Here is a 14,478-nt window from a genome sequence, read left to right as displayed (position 1 = left end):
GTCGATGATCAGCCAGGTAGTGACCTCAGTGCAGAAGGTCAGCGACTCTTCCGAGCACACTGCCGATATCGCCATCCGCACCAACCAGGGCGTACAGAAGCAGCTAGCGGAAATCGAGCTGGTGGCCACCGCAGTCCATGAAATGACCGCCACTGCCCAGGACGTGGCCCGTAATGCCACCCATGCGGCGGAAGCCGCCAGCCACGCCGACCAGGCGGCAAACCACGGTAAGCGCATCGTCCACAGCACCGCCGAAGCCATCTCCGCCCTGGCCACCGAGATCGGCCGCGCCGTGGGCGTGGTGCAGAACCTGGCCAAGGACAGCGAGAACATCAATGCCATCCTGGTCGCCATTCGCGGTATCGCCGAGCAGACCAACCTCCTGGCATTGAACGCGGCCATCGAGGCGGCACGCGCCGGCGAGCAGGGGCGTGGTTTCGCGGTGGTCGCCGATGAGGTACGCAACCTGGCGCAGAAGACCCAGCAGGCCACTGAAGAAATCCAGACGATGATCCAGCAACTGCAGCACGGCACCCGCGAAGTGGTGAAGGTGATGCAGGACAGCCAGGAGAAGACCGACACCAGCGTGCAGCACGCCAACGAAGCGGCCCATGCGCTGGAGTCCATCACCCAGGCGGTATCGGTGATCAACGACATGAACACCCAGATCGCCAGCGCCGCGGAGGAACAGAGCGCGGTGGCCGAGGATATAAACCGCAACGTGATCAACATCGGCCAGGTGGCCAACGAGGTCGCCGGCGGCGCCGACGAAGCCTCCCAGGCCAGCGCCGAGCTGACCAAGTTGGCCGAGCAGCAACGACGGCTGATCAATCAGTTCAAGGTGTAAGAAAAAGCCCCTCATCACGAGGGGCTTTTTCATTCGGCTTGCGAACTGCTCTTGTAGGTTGTGTCTGAGCTATGCGACGCCCAACGCGCAGCCCGACGGAGATTCCTTGGGTTTCGCTTCGCTCTAGCGGAACGCCGCACGCACGAACCTGCGTAACTGCGAGGGTGGGTGCGACACATCAGGCCGGTGTCAGGCACTCCGGTCCATCTAGCTTGGGATTGTTCACCAGTGTCGCCAGGGCGCGCTCGCGCAGCTGCGGGCCGGGCCGGGCCAGCAGTTCCTGCAACTGAATCGGCGTCGAATCGGCGGCCAGCCAGAGGCGCTGGCCCTCCTCATCCAGCACCAGCGGGCGGCGCAGGCCGGCAACAGGCTGGGTGACCATCGCCAGGCTGAGGTATTCCACATCGCCAACCGGGTAGGCTTCCCAGAGAGCGGCGAGGTACATGCTCCCGCCTTCGGCGCTGAGCCAGTAGGGCCGCTTGCGCACGCCACGCCACTCATAGAACCCATTGGCTAGGATCAGGCAGCGCCGCGAGCGGAAAGGCTCACGGAACATCGGCTGATCGGCCAGGGTTTCGACACGGGCGTGCGACGGGGTCTTGGACAGATCGGTGAGCCAGGACGGCGTCAGGCCCCAGCGGGCCATGTCGGCACGCAACTGGCCGTCCACCTCGCGCAGCATCAGCACCCGGCTGCCGGGAGCCAGGTTCCAGTGTGGTTGGTGGTCGGCGGGGAAACCCGGAAGGGCGGCCTGAGTGGGCGACCAGCGGAACAGTGCGAAACGTCCAGACATGAGGCAGCCAGTTCGTGTGCGGGAAATCAGCAGAGCAGAGTCCCGGGGTAACTGTCGGGCTCTTCACCCGGCAGGGGTTGCGCGGCATTGTACGCGGCGATCAGCCTGCTGGCGCGTTCGGCGTCCTCGTCCTCGACCAGCAGGCCGAGCAAGCCGAACATAGGCAACTCGCCGATTCCGCCCAACAGATGTCCACCGGCCAGATGGGCCTCCACGCCCTCGCTGGCGAGCATGCCCAGCAGCAGTTCGGCTTCGATCAGGTCCCTGGGCTCATAGATTCGTCGCATCAGTCGTCCTCCCGGCGAACCTCCAGTGTCCAGTCCTGGCCATCGGTCCAGAGCAGGAAGAGGATGGGCCGGCAGCACACTGGACAGTCCTCGATGTACTGCTGTTCGCCACCCGAGAGATCGAGCACGGCTTCAGCCGGCTCGCCGCAATAGGGGCATTGGTAGTCCTCTGTCTCCAGCATCCCGCCTCCCGTGTGACTTGCCTGTATAATCGCCGGTCTATTTGACGCCCCGTATGACGGGGCCTCCATCCTTTATCCAGCCGATTCCAGAACAAGAGTGACCAATGGGCGAATTTGAAGCCATCCGACCCTATGACGATGCCGAGGTCCCGGCGGTGCTTGCGCGCCTCTTTGCCGACGACGCCTTCCTCGGCACCCTCACCCGCTATCGTTTCCCGAAACTGGCGGGCCCGCTGGGCTGGCTCCTCAAGCCTGTTATAGCTCATCGGCTGCGCAGCGAGTTCGCGAGCATCAACTCGGTGGCGGCCTTGCAAGACCGCATTGAGCCCTATGTGGACAACACCATCGAGCGCGCTACCGATGGCGTGACCTATTCCGGCGTGGAGCGCCTGAAGCCGGGTACCGCCTACCTGTTCCTGGCCAACCACCGCGACATCGTGATGGACCCGGCCTTCGTCAACTACGCCGTGTACCACGCAGGGCTGCCGACGCCACGCATCGCCATTGGCGACAACCTGCTGCAGAAGCCCTTCGTCAGTGACCTGATGCGCCTGAACAAGAGCTTCATCGTGCATCGCAACCTCGCCGGGCGCCGCGAGAAGCTGGCGGCGTTCCAGTTGCTGTCGGCGTACATCAACCATTCGATCCAGAAGGATGGTCAGTCGATCTGGATCGCCCAGGCCGAAGGCCGCGCGAAGGACGGAGACGATCGCACCGATTCGGCGATCCTCAAGATGTTCCACATGAGCCGCAAGGACGAAGCGTTCGCCGACGTCATTCGTGACCTGCACCTGATCCCGGTCTCCATCAGCTACGAATACGATCCGTGCGACCAGGCCAAGGCCCGCGAACTGCAGGTCCGCGCCAGCACCGGCAGCTACGCAAAGGCCCCTGGTGAGGACGATGCGAGCATTGCCCTCGGGATCACCGGCTACAAAGGCCGCGTGCACATCACCTTCGGCAGCGAAATCGGCAGCTCCAGCGAGGACGCCAAGCAACTGGCCCAGGAAATCGACAAGCAGATCCTCGGTGGCTATCGCCTGTTCCCTGTGCATTACCTGGCCTACGCCATGTGGGGCGAGCGCGCCCCCGATCTGCACGTACCGACTGCCGCCGATATCTTCAAAGGCGATGAACTGGCTCGCGCCCAGGCCGAGTGGCAGAAGCGTCTTGACGCTTGCCCGGAGGAGCAGCGTCCTTACCTGATCCAGCAATACGCCACCCCCGTACGCAATCAGTACCGGATCAAGGCAGGACTGCCCCTGTAAGGCGGAGTCAGAATGCAAAACGGCGACCCTGGGGTCGCCGTTTTTTATTGAGCAAGAGGCACCGGAACCTGTTCACGAGCTGGTGGCTGAGGGCGCGAAGTAAATGAGCAGCCCGAAGCCAAATTCAACGCACTCATTCCAACGTGCAACAGGTCGTGGGCAAGTTCTCAGAGTTGGGTGCTGGCCCAGGACACCCCCAGGGCCACCGCCAGGCTGAAATAGCCGAAGGCGTAAAAGAAGCGGTTCAGACGCCGGGCACCGTCATCCTGCATATCGGCCGCTTCGTCGAGTTCGCTGTCGGCAACCAGGCGGGCAATGGAACGCTGTTCCCGCAGCCGGGTAGCCAGCAGCACCCAGGCACCAGCACAAGCAAAGAACACGGCCAGGCCATTGACGACCTGTGCGGGGTGGGCCAGGAACATGGCCCAAAGCGCCTGCAGCGACATCTCAAACTCCGCTTCAGGCGGTGCGACCATGCACTCAACCTGCAAGACAAATATCTGCCCACCCTGATCCGGGGGGTCTATCGGAAGACGCGAGTTTACCGAAACCGACGCCCGCCCATTCGCTCCTTCCGACGAATGCCGCCGGACTCGCGGAAGACCTCACGCGAGTCCGGAGGCAAGAAAAAGCCCGGCGCGTGGCCGGGCTCTCTCGGACAAGGTCCGCTTACTGCTGAGACAGAACCTGACCGATGGTCGGGTCCTTGAAAGCTCGGGTCATCGCATCGCTCAGCACATCGGTTACCAGCTTGGTGTTGGTCTGCTGGTTCGGCGCGGTACCGAAGCGCTGGTTCAGCGAGGCGCCGTACTTGCCGCTGTAGCGGCGGCTGCTGTTCTGCACGTCGACACGGAAACTGGCACTGATGTTCGCCTCGGTGACGTAGGTCTCCTTGGGAGACTGGTACTTCAGGTCAGCCAGGGTCAGGGTCAGTTGCGGAGCGTTGTAGGCGTTCGGCGACGGGGTGAAGCCCAACAAGCGCACAGCGGCCTCGGCCTCGGCTTGCAGACGCGGCAGGATGTCCTGGCCCTGCACGCTGATGGCACTGGTATCGGCATAGATACCGCCACGGGTGCCGAGAACCGGAGAAGGACGACCGTCAGCAACACGCACCACCACCGGCTGGCCCTGGCCTACAGGAGTCAACGGGCCGGTCAGCTTGGGTTGCGGGCTGAGTTGTTGCGGACTGAGGGCACAGCCGACCAGGGTCAGGCTGAGGGCGGCCAGCAGGCCAAGCAACGGGCGTTTCAGCATGCTTTATCTCTCCAGGAGTGAAGGCAAAACGGCCGGCAGTATAACCACCCGACCGAGGTACTGACAGAGCGCCAGTCCCCATGCAATGTCAGACCGCCATCCTCGGGTGCGGTTCCTGTCATTCCCCTGTCACGCCCCCCTGGCATAAAGGCGTCAGTCCCACAGGAGTAGTCAGGATGTTCCTTCTCTGGTCCATGCTCGCCCGCCGCCCGCAACGCCGCAGTTTCGCCCTTGTGGATAACGCGGGGATCTGCCGTGGCCTGCACCACGGAATCGACCGTCCGACCAGCGGCAACTGGGTGGAAGTGAGCGAAACCAGTCTCGCCTGGCTCGACCAGCCCCTGCCCGCCAGCGCCCGCGTCGCACCGGTCGTCAGACAGCCTTCGCGCCGCAACGCGTTGGCAGCCTGACCGGTGGATGAATAAAAGTCACACCGAGCGCCCTATTCCGTCCATTTCATCGTTATAATCGCCCCCCGATTATAAGGTCGTCTCCTGATCGGGCCTCGCAACACCGCACCTCGCGCCAGCTTGGGCATCCGCACAGCCCCACAGAGAGCCGTCCACTTTTCGCGCTGCCACTTGTTGGCTTGCCGCATCCTTCCGCCCGAATTGCAAACGCTTTTTTGCAGGGACGCATGCGTAGCAACACGTATGCAGACGGAAGCGGCCTGCCTGGGGGTAGCCGATCCTTTTGAGGTTCACGTCTCCAAAAGAGCGTGAGATGACGGTTTTTCACTACTTCACAAGAGAGTGGCGAGCAAATGGCGCAAAACGATTACGAAGCAGTGGACGTGTTGCTGGTCGGGGCCGGCATCATGAGCGCTACGTTGGCGGTACTGCTTAAAGAGCTCGATCCCGGCATCAAGCTGGAGATCGCCGAACTCCGGGAATCGGGAGCCATCGAGAGCTCCAATCCCTGGAACAACGCAGGTACCGGCCATGCAGGCCTCTGCGAGCTGAACTACACGCCCCAGGCGGCCGATGGCTCCATCGACATCAAGAAGGCCGTCAACATCAACGCCCAGTTCGAGGTGTCCAAGCAGTTCTGGGCCTACATGAGCGGCAAGACCGCGTTCGGTTCGCCCAAGACTTTCATCAACGCCGTCCCGCACCTCTCGTTCGTGCGCGGAGAAAAGGACACGGCCTTCCTCAAGAAGCGTTTCGAGCTGCTCCGCCAGCACCACGCCTTCAGCGAGATGGAGTACACCGAAGACCGCGCCACCATGGCCAAATGGACGCCGCTGATGATGAAGGGACGCGATGCGTCCGAGAAAATCGCCGCGACCCGCGCCATGAACGGCACCGACGTCAATTTCGGCGCGGTCACCAATCAGCTGCTGCAGTACCTCTCCAGCCTGCAGGACACTCGCGTCAGCTATTTCCAGAAGGTCACCAACCTCAGTCGCACCGACGGAGGCTGGAAAGTCAGCATCAAGAACACCCAGACCGGCGCCAATCGTGAAGTGTCCGCGCGCTTCGTGTTCCTCGGTGCCGGCGGCGGCGCACTGCCGCTGCTGCAGCTCTCCGGTATCCCCGAAGGCAAGGGTTTCGGCGGCTTCCCGGTCAGCGGCCAGTGGCTGCGCTGCGATAACCCCGATGTGGTCAAGCAGCACCAGGCCAAGGTCTACAGCCAGGCCGAAGTCGGCGCCCCGCCGATGTCCGTGCCGCATCTGGACACCCGCGTGGTCGACGGCAAGAAATCCCTGCTGTTCGGACCCTACGCCGGCTTCACCACCAAGTTCCTCAAGCACGGCTCCTTCATGGACCTGCCGCTCTCGGTACGTCCGAGCAACCTCGGCCCGATGCTGGCCGTGGCTCGCGACAACTTCGACCTGACCCGTTACCTGGTCAAGGAAGTGATGCAATCCCAGGAGCAGCGTCTGGATGCCCTGCGCAAGTTCTATCCGGACCTGAACCCGGCCGACTGGCGCCTGGAAGTGGCCGGCCAGCGCGTGCAGATCATCAAGAAGGACGCAGGCAAAGGCGGCATCCTGCAATTCGGTACCGAGCTGGTCTCGGCCGAAGACGGCAGCATCGCGGCACTGCTGGGCGCCTCCCCGGGCGCTTCGGTGACCGTTTCAATCATGCTCAACCTGATCGAGCGCTGCTTCGCCGAGCAGGCACGTTCCGAGCAGTGGACAGCCAAGCTGAAGGAAATCTTCCCGGCTCGCGAGAAGGTCCTGGAAAGCGACGCAGCCCTGTACCGCGAGATCAGCGCCCGTTCCGATGCGGCACTTGGCCTGACCAGCGTCAACACCGCGACCCAGAGCATCGCCTGAGCCTCGGCAGTACGCTGAAAGAAAAACCGCCCTTCGGGGCGGTTTTTTTATGTGCGTTGTGCACTTCTCGCCCACAAAAAAGCCCGCTCGATGGCGGGCTCTCTCGTCTGCGCATGGGATTAGCCACGAGCGGCCTTGATCACTTCGATGTAGGGCTCGGCCTGGCGCTGGTCCTGGATCAGCGCGATGAAGTCGTTGCCCTTCTCATCCTTGGCGTCGAGGTCGTAGCCGGCCTCGACGAAAAAGCCGACGAAACGCTCGAAGTCGTCGATGCGCAGGCCACGGTATGCCTTGATCAGTTTGTGCAGCGAAGGCGGAGTGGAGTCGGCTGGCTCGACCGCGAGGAACAGCTTGATCGAGTCTTCGGAGATTTCTTCGCCAATCACCTGCTTCTTGTCTTTACGCATCGCTCACATCTCTCGGGCCGGGTATCACGGGGCGGGCAGTTTACCCCCGGCGGGCCTGCGCGCTCAACGCAGGCGTACTGCACCGCTGTGCAGGTCGGCCCAGACATGGCCGTTGGGGTAGCTGAGGAACTGGCAGTACACCGGTCCGTTGCGCAGCAGATCGAGCACAGCCGCGTACTGCGCCATCGGGTAATTCAGGCTGAGAATACGGGTTTGCGGGTCGTATCCGGGTTTCTTCAGGCTCTTGCCCTCGACGTCGAACTGGATCACCACCTGACGCACATCGGCGCCCTTGCTGAGCGGCTTCCCCTTTAGGCGCAGCACGGCAGGCGACGTGATGGGGATCGGCTGCTGGTTGGACTGACGCTGGCTACCCAGCACAACCGAGTACTCGGTGATCTGGATCAGTTGCTGCTGATCGGGCTGTTCCTGGCGCAGCGAGAGGTCGTCTGGCGGCAGGAACTGGGCGTGCATGGGGGTGTTTTCGGCGGCGGAGAGAGGCAGGCTCAGCACTAGGGCCAGGCAGGCCCCGATACGCAGGGGAAGGGACATCGACAACTCCGGATTCAGCGGGCGAACACTCTAGCACGGGGCTTTCGGACAGCGGCATTCGACCCTCGCCGACTTAACTTCCCGAGCCTGCCTCCTATACTCGGGGCCTCTGCCACAGGAGCGACCATGTCCCGATATCTGCCTCCCCTATTCGCGGCCTTGCGCCAAACGCTGCGCGATGGCTATTCGCTCGCCGACCTGCGTGGCGATCTCGCAGCCGGGACCACGGTCGGCATCATCGCCATCCCCCTGGCCATGGCACTGGCCATAGCAGTCGGCGTGGCGCCGCAACATGGCCTCTATACGGTACTGCTCGCGGCGCCGCTGATCGCCCTCACCGGCGGATCACGTTTCAACATTTCCGGGCCTACTGCTGCCTTCGTGGTGATCCTGTTGCCCATCACCCAGAAATTCGGCCTTGGCGGCCTGCTGCTCTGTACGTTGATGGCCGGACTGATTCTTATCGCCATGGGCCTGGCACGCTTTGGCCGGCTGATCCAGTTCATCCCCTACCCGGTGACCCTGGGTTTTACCGCCGGCATTGGAATCGTCATCGCCACCCTGCAGATCAAGGATCTGCTCGGTCTGCAGTTGGCCGAGTCGCCGCAGAACTACGTGGATCAATTGCACCTGCTGGCCGGCGCCCTGCCAACCGCACACCTGGGCGATGCCCTGGTGGCCATGGTCTGTTTCGCGGTGCTGGTGATCTGGCCGCGCCTGGTGCCCAAGGTGCCGGGTCATCTGGTAGCGCTGGCGCTGGGTGCCCTGCTCGGGCTGCTGATGGAAGCGATAGGTATTCCAGTCGCAACCCTGGGCGAACGCTTCAGTTACGCAGTGGATGGCATCAACCACCCTGGCATTCCACCGTTCCTGCCAACCTTCGCCTGGCCATGGATGCTGCCCGGCCCTGATGGCCAGCCCCTGGGCCTGTCGTTCGAATTGATTCGCCAGTTGCTCGCACCGGCCTTCGCAATCGCCATGCTCGGTGCCATCGAGTCTCTGCTTTGTGCCGTGGTGGCTGACGGTATGGCAGGCACGCGCCACGACCCCAATGCAGAATTGGTCGGCCAGGGTCTCGGCAACCTGGTTGCTCCGCTGTTCGGCGGCATCACCGCCACTGCGGCAATCGCCCGGAGCGCCGCCAACGTGCGCGCAGGTGCCCGTTCCCCCATCGCGGCCATCATCCACGCCGGCGTGGTATTGCTGGCCATGCTGCTGCTAGCGCCGTTGTTCAGCTACCTGCCCATGGCCGCGCTGGCGGCACTGCTGTTGATGGTTGCGTGGAACATGAGCGAAGCGCGACACGTGGTGCACACCCTGCGCATCGCCCCGCGCAACGACGTACTGGTCCTGCTCACCTGCCTGGTGCTGACGGTCCTGTTCGACATGGTGCTGGCAGTGGGTGTCGGCCTGCTGCTGGCTGCCGGCCTGTTCATCAAACGCATGAGCGACCTCACCGACGCTGCGCCCTTGCCCCGCCACTTCCACGAAGCCCTGCGCGATCTCCCTGAACAGGTGTTGGTCTACGCCATCCGTGGTCCGCTGTTCTTCGGCGCTGCGGAAAAGGCGTTGAGCGTGCTGCGCCGCTTCAATCCCGAGGTGAAGGTGGTGATCGTCGAGATGGCCGCGGTACCGATGCTGGACATGACCGCGCTGGCGGCCCTTGAAAACCTGCTGCACGACTACGCTCGCCAGGGCGTGGGATTGGTGCTTGTGGGCACTTCACCCCGTGTGCGGCTGAAACTACGCCGCGCCGGTGTACATCGGGAGAGTGGTCGCCTGGCCTACGTACAATCGTTGGAACAAGCACGGGCCAAGGCGATGCAGTGGCTGCAGGGCGATGCGCCTCAGGAGAACAACGAGCGCATCCAGGCCGAGTAATCGGCCACCCCTGGCTCGCCCTCACGGGGCGCCCATGCGGGCAGCTCGCCTTCGCCCACTGGGCGATAGGGGCCGGCCTTGCACTCGAACAGCAGGCTGTCCGGCTCCAGCACCACCAGCGCGTGGAACACGCCCGGCGGCAGGTCGACACCGACGCATTCGCCGCCCGCCGCCAGCTCGCGTTTGTCGACGACCTTGCCGTCCTCGTCGAAGATCAGCAGGCCCAGGCGCCCCTTGAGCACCAACAGGCTTTCCGCCTTGTCAGCGCTGAGGTGACGGTGCGGCGGGATGTAGGTTCCCGGCTGCAGCCCCACCGCCATGCGATGGCAAGGTTCTTCCATGGCATGGAAGTTATGGTGCTGGCGCTTGCGCGGATTCGCCGCGGATTTGTCGGCCAGTTCGGCGAACAGGGCCTGATCGAGGAAGCGCGGCGATCTCATGACTCAGAGCCCCTTGACCGCGAAGATGCCGGCGGCGTTGCGCCAGTAGCCCTTGTAGTCCATGCCGTAGCCGAAGATGTAACGGTCTTCGCAGGGCAGGCCCACGTAGTTGGCCTTCAGGTCCGGACGGGCCTTGCGGTCGTGGGTCTTGTCGATCAGCACGGCGGTATGCACGTTGGCAGCGCCGGCGTGTTTGCAGAAATCGATGATGGCCGCCAGGGTGTGACCTTCGTCGAGGATGTCGTCAATGATCAACACGTCACGGTCGATGAAGGAGATTTCCGGCTTGGCCTTCCAGAACAGCTCACCGCCGCTGGTTTCATTGCGGTAGCGGGTGGCGTGCAGGTAGGACAGCTCCAGCGGGAAGTCCAGCTTGGGCAGCAGCTTGCCAGCGAAGATCAGACCACCGTTCATGACGCAGAACACCACCGGATTGCGCTCCGCCAGTTCGCCGTTGATGGCGATGGCGACCTGGGAGATGGCCGCCTCGACCTGGGCGTCGGTGTACAGGCAGTCGGCTTCGGCCCTTACCTGGCGGATGTGTGCGAGATCGGCGGACATGGCAATTCCTCTGGGTTCTGCGGGGAACAGGCAGGGTTCCCGGTGAAAACTTGAACGGGGCGTCAAGATAAAAGTCGGCAAAGGTACCCATCCGCCTGCCCCGGAGCAAGTCCCGACGGACGAGTGTCGACCATACTGCAGCAGGTTGCCGCCGCGTGTGACAGTTCCTTGCTTGACCGCGACATCAGTGCCCGGGACCCACCAGTCAGTGCAGCACAGCCTGTGATCAATGGATTAAGCTAACGCAATTTTTTGCCAGCCCGCCGGAGAACCCTCCCATGCCCATCCGTGAGATCCGCCATCCGCTGATCCGCCACAAGCTCGGCCTGATGCGCCGCGCCGACATCAGCACCAAGAACTTCCGCGAACTGGCACAGGAAGTCGGCGCCCTGCTGACTTACGAAGCGACCAACGACCTGCCCCTGGAAAACTACGAAATCCAGGGTTGGGCCGGCACCGTGCAGGTCGAGAAGATCGCCGGCAAGAAGATCACCGTGGTACCCATCCTGCGCGCCGGCATCGGCATGCTCGACGGTGTGCTCAGCCTGATTCCGGGCGCCAAGGTCAGCGCCGTGGGCGTGGCCCGCAACGAAGAAACCCTGGAAGCCCACACCTACCTGGAAAAGCTGGCACCGGAGATCGACGAGCGCCTGGCGCTGATCATCGATCCGATGCTCGCCACTGGCGGCTCCATGGTCGCCACCATCGACCTCCTCAAGCGCGCGGGCTGCAAGGAAATCCGCGCGATGGTGCTGGTCGCCGCCCCCGAAGGCATCAAGGTGGTCAACGATGCCCACCCGGACGTGATGATCTTCACCGCCTCAATCGATCAGAGACTCAACGAACACGGCTACATCATCCCGGGCCTCGGTGATGCGGGAGACAAGATCTTCGGCACCAAGCAGAAGGAAAACTGATCGATGAGCGACGAATTCAAGGACCCGCTCTGGCGCCAGGTCATTTCCGGCGCCCAGATGCTCTTCGTGGCCTTCGGCGCCCTGGTGCTGATGCCACTGATCACCGGACTGGACCCGAACGTAGCGCTCTTCACCGCCGGCCTCGGCACCCTGCTGTTCCAGTTGGTCACCGGGCGTCAGGTGCCGGTGTTCCTGGCATCCAGCTTCGCCTTCATCACTCCGATCATCCTCGCCAAGGGCCAGTTCGGCCTGGCCGCGACCATGGGCGGTGTGGTGGCGGCAGGCTTCGTCTACACCTTCCTCGGCCTCGCCGTGAAGATCAAAGGCACGGGCTTCATCGACCGCCTGCTGCCGCCAGTGGTGATCGGTCCCGTGGTGATCTCCATCGGCCTGGCCATGGCCCCCATCGCAGCCAACATGGCCATGGGCAAGGGTGGTGACGGCGCTGAGCTGATTCCCTACGCCACCGCCATGTGGATTTCCATGCCGGCACTGCTGACCACATTGATCGTCGCCGTGTTTGGCAAAGGCATCTTCCGCCTGGTGCCGATCATCTCCGGCGTGATCGTCGGCTTCGCCCTGTCGTTCTGGTTCGGTGTGGTCGACACCGCCAGGATCGCCGCCGCGCCCTGGCTGGAACTGCCGAACTTCACCGCCCCCGAGTTCAACCTGCAGGCCATCCTGTTCATTGTCCCGGTTGCCCTGGCCCCGGCCATTGAACACATCGGTGGCGTGATCGCGGTGGGCAGCGTGACCGGTCGCAACTACCTGAAGACGCCCGGCCTGCACCGCACGCTGCTCGGCGACGGCCTGGCCACTTCGGCAGCCGGCCTGTTCGGTGGTCCGCCGAACACCACGTATGCGGAAGTGACCGGCGCGGTGATGCTGACCAAGAACTACAACCCGAAGATCATGACCTGGGCAGCCGTCTTCGCCGTCGGCCTGGCCTTCATCGGCAAGTTCGGCGCCGTACTGCAGAGCATCCCGGTGCCAGTAATGGGCGGCATCCTCTGCCTGCTGTTCGGCTCCATCGCCGCGGTTGGCCTGAACACCATGATCCGCCACCAGGTGGACCTGGCCGAAGCGCGCAATCTGGTGATCGTGTCTGTCACCCTGGTATTCGGCATCGGCGGCATGCTGGTGGGCACCGGTACCGGCCAGGACGACTTCGGCCTGAAAGGCATCGCCCTCTGCGCCATCGTCGCCATCGCCCTCAACCTGATCCTGCCGGGCCACCAGACCTGGAAGCATCAGAGCCCGGACGACGCGCCGCATATCTGAGGCGCAAAATGAAAAAGCCCCGCAATCGCGGGGCTTTTTTGTCTTCTGCCTGTTCTACGTGGAAGGCTGTGCCTCGCGGAGCATGGTTTCACCCTGTGGCTCCACGCCCCATTGCTGCAGTCGCTGCAGGCTTTCGCGATAAGGCTTTAGCCCAGCCCACAACAACACCACCGAGCTCGCCACCGCGATGGTGGTGACGATCAGCAACGAGTAGCGCAGGGCCTTGTCGTCGGCGAACACATAGTCGGTCACCAGGGCCACGGCGGTAGGACCGAAGCCAAGACCGATCAGGGTGATCACGAACAGGTAGATGGCCGAAGCCTGGCCGCGCATGGCGTTGGGCATGATTTCCTGGATGGCGGCCGGCGCAACGCCAAAGGGCATGCTGAGGCAAAACACGGTAGGCGCCATCAGCACCGTGACCCAGAAAGCGTCATCCAGCAGGGGAAACAGCACCACCAGCGGCAGGGCGCCGATGGCGGCGAACAGACCGACGCGCATGTTGGCATCCGCCCGCCCGTGCTTGGCCATCCAGTCCGCCAGCCGCCCACCGAAGACGATGCCCAGACAGCCGAACACGGCCACCAGGCTGCCGTAGATCACGCCGACCTGGCCGGCGTCCCAGCCATGGGTACGGATGTAGAAAGTGGGAATCCAGGCCGCGCTGCCGTAGCCGGCGAAGGCCAGGCCGGCGAAACCGAAGTTGTGGCAGATGACAGTGCGTCGATTGCTGCGTAGATAACGGCCGACATCCGCAAGGGGCACCACTACGCCGGCACCAATGCCGCGCCGCTGCGGCTCACGCACCGCCAGCATCAGCAGAGTGAAGAGCACACCGGCCGCGCCAAGGGCGAGGAAGATCAATTGCCATGGCCGCACTTCGCCCAGCAACGGCAGGTGCACGTCGCCCTGGGCCGACGCGAACTTGATCACCAGCCCGCCTAGCAGAAAGGCCAGCCCGGAACCGAGATAGACCCCCATGGAGTAGACGCTGATGGCAGTGGCGCGCCGCTCCTTGGGGAAACTGTCGGCGATCAGCGAGTAGGCCGCCGGCGACAAGGCCGCCTCGCCCACGCCTACGCCGATGCGGCAGAGCAGGAATTGCCAATAGAGTTTTGCCATGCCGCATGCGGCGGTGGCGGCGCTCCAGAACAGCACGCCAATGGCGATCAGCCCGCGCCGGCTGCGGCTGTCGGCCAGGCGACCCAGTGGGATGCCACAGACGGTATAGAAGAGCGCAAAGGACAGGCCCATCAGCAGGCTCATCTGCGTATCGCTGATGACCAGGTCACGGCGGATGGGCTCCACCAGCAGGTTGAGAATCTGCCGGTCGATGAAGGACAGCACGTAGGCCACCATCAGGATCGCGACGGTGGTCCAGGCTCTCAGGCCCGAGGGATAGCCATTGTTCTTGTTCTGCACTGGGCTCTCCTCGGCGCCGCCGGTGCGGCGCACGACGGTTGAAGAAGAACCCAGCTTAGGTGGCCATGGGCGGCCTGAATACGAGAACGGTCGTCATATAGGCAC

At 63.4% G+C, this 14,478-nt stretch carries 17 protein-coding genes; 7 read left to right on the top strand and 10 right to left on the bottom strand.

Going from position 1 to position 14,478, the window contains the following annotated elements:
• Positions 1-4: 4 nt before the first annotated feature.
• Positions 5-847 carry a methyl-accepting chemotaxis protein gene (locus tag D6Z43_RS28840; protein WP_371924431.1) on the top strand — a complete coding sequence of 281 codons (843 nt, stop codon included), beginning with the start codon at positions 5-7 and terminating at the stop codon, positions 845-847.
• A gap of 178 nt (positions 848-1,025) precedes the next feature.
• On the opposite strand, the gene D6Z43_RS24760 is transcribed toward D6Z43_RS28840, so the two are convergent.
• The 3 genes from D6Z43_RS24760 to D6Z43_RS24750 are packed head-to-tail and all read right to left on the bottom strand — an operon-like array spanning position 1,026 to position 2,109.
• Positions 1,026-1,640, bottom strand: a complete 615-nt coding sequence (locus tag D6Z43_RS24760; protein WP_120654634.1) for an SOS response-associated peptidase — start codon at positions 1,638-1,640, stop codon at positions 1,026-1,028.
• Between the two features lie 26 nt (positions 1,641-1,666).
• A complete protein-coding gene (locus D6Z43_RS24755; protein ID WP_120654633.1) occupies positions 1,667-1,927 on the bottom strand; it encodes a DUF2007 domain-containing protein in 261 nt (86 codons plus the stop codon).
• Complete coding sequence (locus D6Z43_RS24750) at positions 1,927-2,109, bottom strand: CPXCG motif-containing cysteine-rich protein (protein ID WP_120654632.1); 183 nt, start codon at positions 2,107-2,109, stop codon at positions 1,927-1,929. Before D6Z43_RS24750 ends, D6Z43_RS24755 begins: the two co-directional genes overlap by 1 nt.
• Positions 2,110-2,213: 104 nt before the next feature.
• Between D6Z43_RS24750 and D6Z43_RS24745 the strand changes: the two genes are divergently transcribed.
• Positions 2,214-3,377, top strand: coding sequence for a 1-acyl-sn-glycerol-3-phosphate acyltransferase (locus D6Z43_RS24745; RefSeq protein ID WP_120654631.1), 1,164 nt, complete (start codon positions 2,214-2,216; stop codon positions 3,375-3,377).
• A gap of 167 nt (positions 3,378-3,544) precedes the next feature.
• On the opposite strand, the gene D6Z43_RS24740 is transcribed toward D6Z43_RS24745, so the two are convergent.
• Both D6Z43_RS24740 and D6Z43_RS24735 read right to left on the bottom strand, forming a co-directional pair.
• Positions 3,545-3,823: a hypothetical protein gene (locus tag D6Z43_RS24740; protein WP_120654630.1), complete on the bottom strand. Its 279-nt coding sequence runs from the start codon at positions 3,821-3,823 to the stop codon at positions 3,545-3,547.
• 223 nt (positions 3,824-4,046) lie between these two features.
• Positions 4,047-4,631 carry a YajG family lipoprotein gene (locus D6Z43_RS24735; protein WP_120654629.1) on the bottom strand — a complete coding sequence of 195 codons (585 nt, stop codon included), beginning with the start codon at positions 4,629-4,631 and terminating at the stop codon, positions 4,047-4,049.
• A gap of 176 nt (positions 4,632-4,807) precedes the next feature.
• Here D6Z43_RS24735 and D6Z43_RS24730 point away from each other — a divergent pair, with 176 nt between their 5' ends.
• Together D6Z43_RS24730 and mqo are read left to right on the top strand one after the other, a co-directional pair.
• Positions 4,808-5,041, top strand: coding sequence for a hypothetical protein (locus tag D6Z43_RS24730; protein ID WP_120654628.1), 234 nt, complete (start codon positions 4,808-4,810; stop codon positions 5,039-5,041).
• A 353-nt stretch (positions 5,042-5,394) separates the two neighbouring features.
• Positions 5,395-6,912, top strand: a complete 1,518-nt coding sequence (gene mqo / locus D6Z43_RS24725) for a malate dehydrogenase (quinone) (RefSeq protein WP_120654627.1) — start codon at positions 5,395-5,397, stop codon at positions 6,910-6,912.
• A 119-nt stretch (positions 6,913-7,031) separates the two neighbouring features.
• On the opposite strand, the gene D6Z43_RS24720 is transcribed toward mqo, so the two are convergent.
• Together D6Z43_RS24720 and D6Z43_RS24715 are read right to left on the bottom strand one after the other, a co-directional pair.
• Positions 7,032-7,319: a PA4642 family protein gene (locus tag D6Z43_RS24720; protein ID WP_120654626.1), complete on the bottom strand. Its 288-nt coding sequence runs from the start codon at positions 7,317-7,319 to the stop codon at positions 7,032-7,034.
• A gap of 63 nt (positions 7,320-7,382) precedes the next feature.
• On the bottom strand, positions 7,383-7,871 hold the full coding sequence (locus D6Z43_RS24715) for a hypothetical protein (RefSeq protein ID WP_120654625.1): 489 nt from the start codon (positions 7,869-7,871) through the stop codon (positions 7,383-7,385).
• A gap of 126 nt (positions 7,872-7,997) precedes the next feature.
• On the opposite strand from D6Z43_RS24715, the gene dauA reads away from it, so the two are divergent.
• Complete coding sequence (dauA, locus tag D6Z43_RS24710) at positions 7,998-9,752, top strand: C4-dicarboxylic acid transporter DauA (RefSeq protein ID WP_120654624.1); 1,755 nt, start codon at positions 7,998-8,000, stop codon at positions 9,750-9,752.
• Here dauA and D6Z43_RS24705 read toward each other — a convergent pair.
• Positions 9,719-10,192: a WbuC family cupin fold metalloprotein gene (locus tag D6Z43_RS24705; RefSeq protein WP_120654623.1), complete on the bottom strand. Its 474-nt coding sequence runs from the start codon at positions 10,190-10,192 to the stop codon at positions 9,719-9,721. The genes dauA and D6Z43_RS24705 overlap by 34 nt on opposite strands.
• Positions 10,193-10,195: 3 nt before the next feature.
• Positions 10,196-10,753, bottom strand: a complete 558-nt coding sequence (locus tag D6Z43_RS24700; protein WP_120654622.1) for a hypoxanthine-guanine phosphoribosyltransferase — start codon at positions 10,751-10,753, stop codon at positions 10,196-10,198.
• A 278-nt stretch (positions 10,754-11,031) separates the two neighbouring features.
• Here D6Z43_RS24700 and upp point away from each other — a divergent pair, with 278 nt between their 5' ends.
• On the top strand, positions 11,032-11,670 hold the full coding sequence (gene upp, locus D6Z43_RS24695; protein ID WP_120654621.1) for a uracil phosphoribosyltransferase: 639 nt from the start codon (positions 11,032-11,034) through the stop codon (positions 11,668-11,670).
• A gap of 3 nt (positions 11,671-11,673) precedes the next feature.
• On the top strand, positions 11,674-12,951 hold the full coding sequence (locus D6Z43_RS24690; protein ID WP_120654620.1) for a uracil-xanthine permease family protein: 1,278 nt from the start codon (positions 11,674-11,676) through the stop codon (positions 12,949-12,951).
• 54 nt (positions 12,952-13,005) lie between these two features.
• On the opposite strand, the gene D6Z43_RS24685 is transcribed toward D6Z43_RS24690, so the two are convergent.
• Entirely contained in the window at positions 13,006-14,373 is a 1,368-nt protein-coding gene (locus D6Z43_RS24685; RefSeq protein ID WP_120654619.1) for an MFS transporter, read from the bottom strand.
• Between the last annotated feature and the right edge of the window lie 105 nt (positions 14,374-14,478).

The organism is Pseudomonas sp. DY-1 (assembly GCF_003626975.1).
Taxonomy (GTDB): Bacteria; Pseudomonadota; Gammaproteobacteria; order Pseudomonadales; family Pseudomonadaceae; genus Metapseudomonas.
The sequence above is the reverse complement of the archived record's forward strand: the minus strand, read 5'-3'. Positions and strand labels throughout refer to the sequence as shown.

Bases quoted from the DNA above. Each gene is read 5' to 3' on its own strand.
- D6Z43_RS28840 (WP_371924431.1), top strand. From the start codon at position 5: ATGATCAGCCAGGTAGTGACCTCAGTGCAGAAGGTCAGCGACTCTTCC.
- D6Z43_RS24760 (WP_120654634.1), bottom strand. From the start codon at position 1,640: ATGTCTGGACGTTTCGCACTGTTCCGCTGGTCGCCCACTCAGGCCGCC.
- D6Z43_RS24755 (WP_120654633.1), bottom strand. From the start codon at position 1,927: ATGCGACGAATCTATGAGCCCAGGGACCTGATCGAAGCCGAACTGCTG.
- D6Z43_RS24750 (WP_120654632.1), bottom strand. From the start codon at position 2,109: ATGCTGGAGACAGAGGACTACCAATGCCCCTATTGCGGCGAGCCGGCT.
- D6Z43_RS24745 (WP_120654631.1), top strand. From the start codon at position 2,214: ATGGGCGAATTTGAAGCCATCCGACCCTATGACGATGCCGAGGTCCCG.
- D6Z43_RS24740 (WP_120654630.1), bottom strand. From the start codon at position 3,823: ATGTCGCTGCAGGCGCTTTGGGCCATGTTCCTGGCCCACCCCGCACAG.
- D6Z43_RS24735 (WP_120654629.1), bottom strand. From the start codon at position 4,631: ATGCTGAAACGCCCGTTGCTTGGCCTGCTGGCCGCCCTCAGCCTGACC.
- D6Z43_RS24730 (WP_120654628.1), top strand. From the start codon at position 4,808: ATGTTCCTTCTCTGGTCCATGCTCGCCCGCCGCCCGCAACGCCGCAGT.
- mqo (WP_120654627.1), top strand. From the start codon at position 5,395: ATGGCGCAAAACGATTACGAAGCAGTGGACGTGTTGCTGGTCGGGGCC.
- D6Z43_RS24720 (WP_120654626.1), bottom strand. From the start codon at position 7,319: ATGCGTAAAGACAAGAAGCAGGTGATTGGCGAAGAAATCTCCGAAGAC.
- D6Z43_RS24715 (WP_120654625.1), bottom strand. From the start codon at position 7,871: ATGTCCCTTCCCCTGCGTATCGGGGCCTGCCTGGCCCTAGTGCTGAGC.
- dauA (WP_120654624.1), top strand. From the start codon at position 7,998: ATGTCCCGATATCTGCCTCCCCTATTCGCGGCCTTGCGCCAAACGCTG.
- D6Z43_RS24705 (WP_120654623.1), bottom strand. From the start codon at position 10,192: ATGAGATCGCCGCGCTTCCTCGATCAGGCCCTGTTCGCCGAACTGGCC.
- D6Z43_RS24700 (WP_120654622.1), bottom strand. From the start codon at position 10,753: ATGTCCGCCGATCTCGCACACATCCGCCAGGTAAGGGCCGAAGCCGAC.
- upp (WP_120654621.1), top strand. From the start codon at position 11,032: ATGCCCATCCGTGAGATCCGCCATCCGCTGATCCGCCACAAGCTCGGC.
- D6Z43_RS24690 (WP_120654620.1), top strand. From the start codon at position 11,674: ATGAGCGACGAATTCAAGGACCCGCTCTGGCGCCAGGTCATTTCCGGC.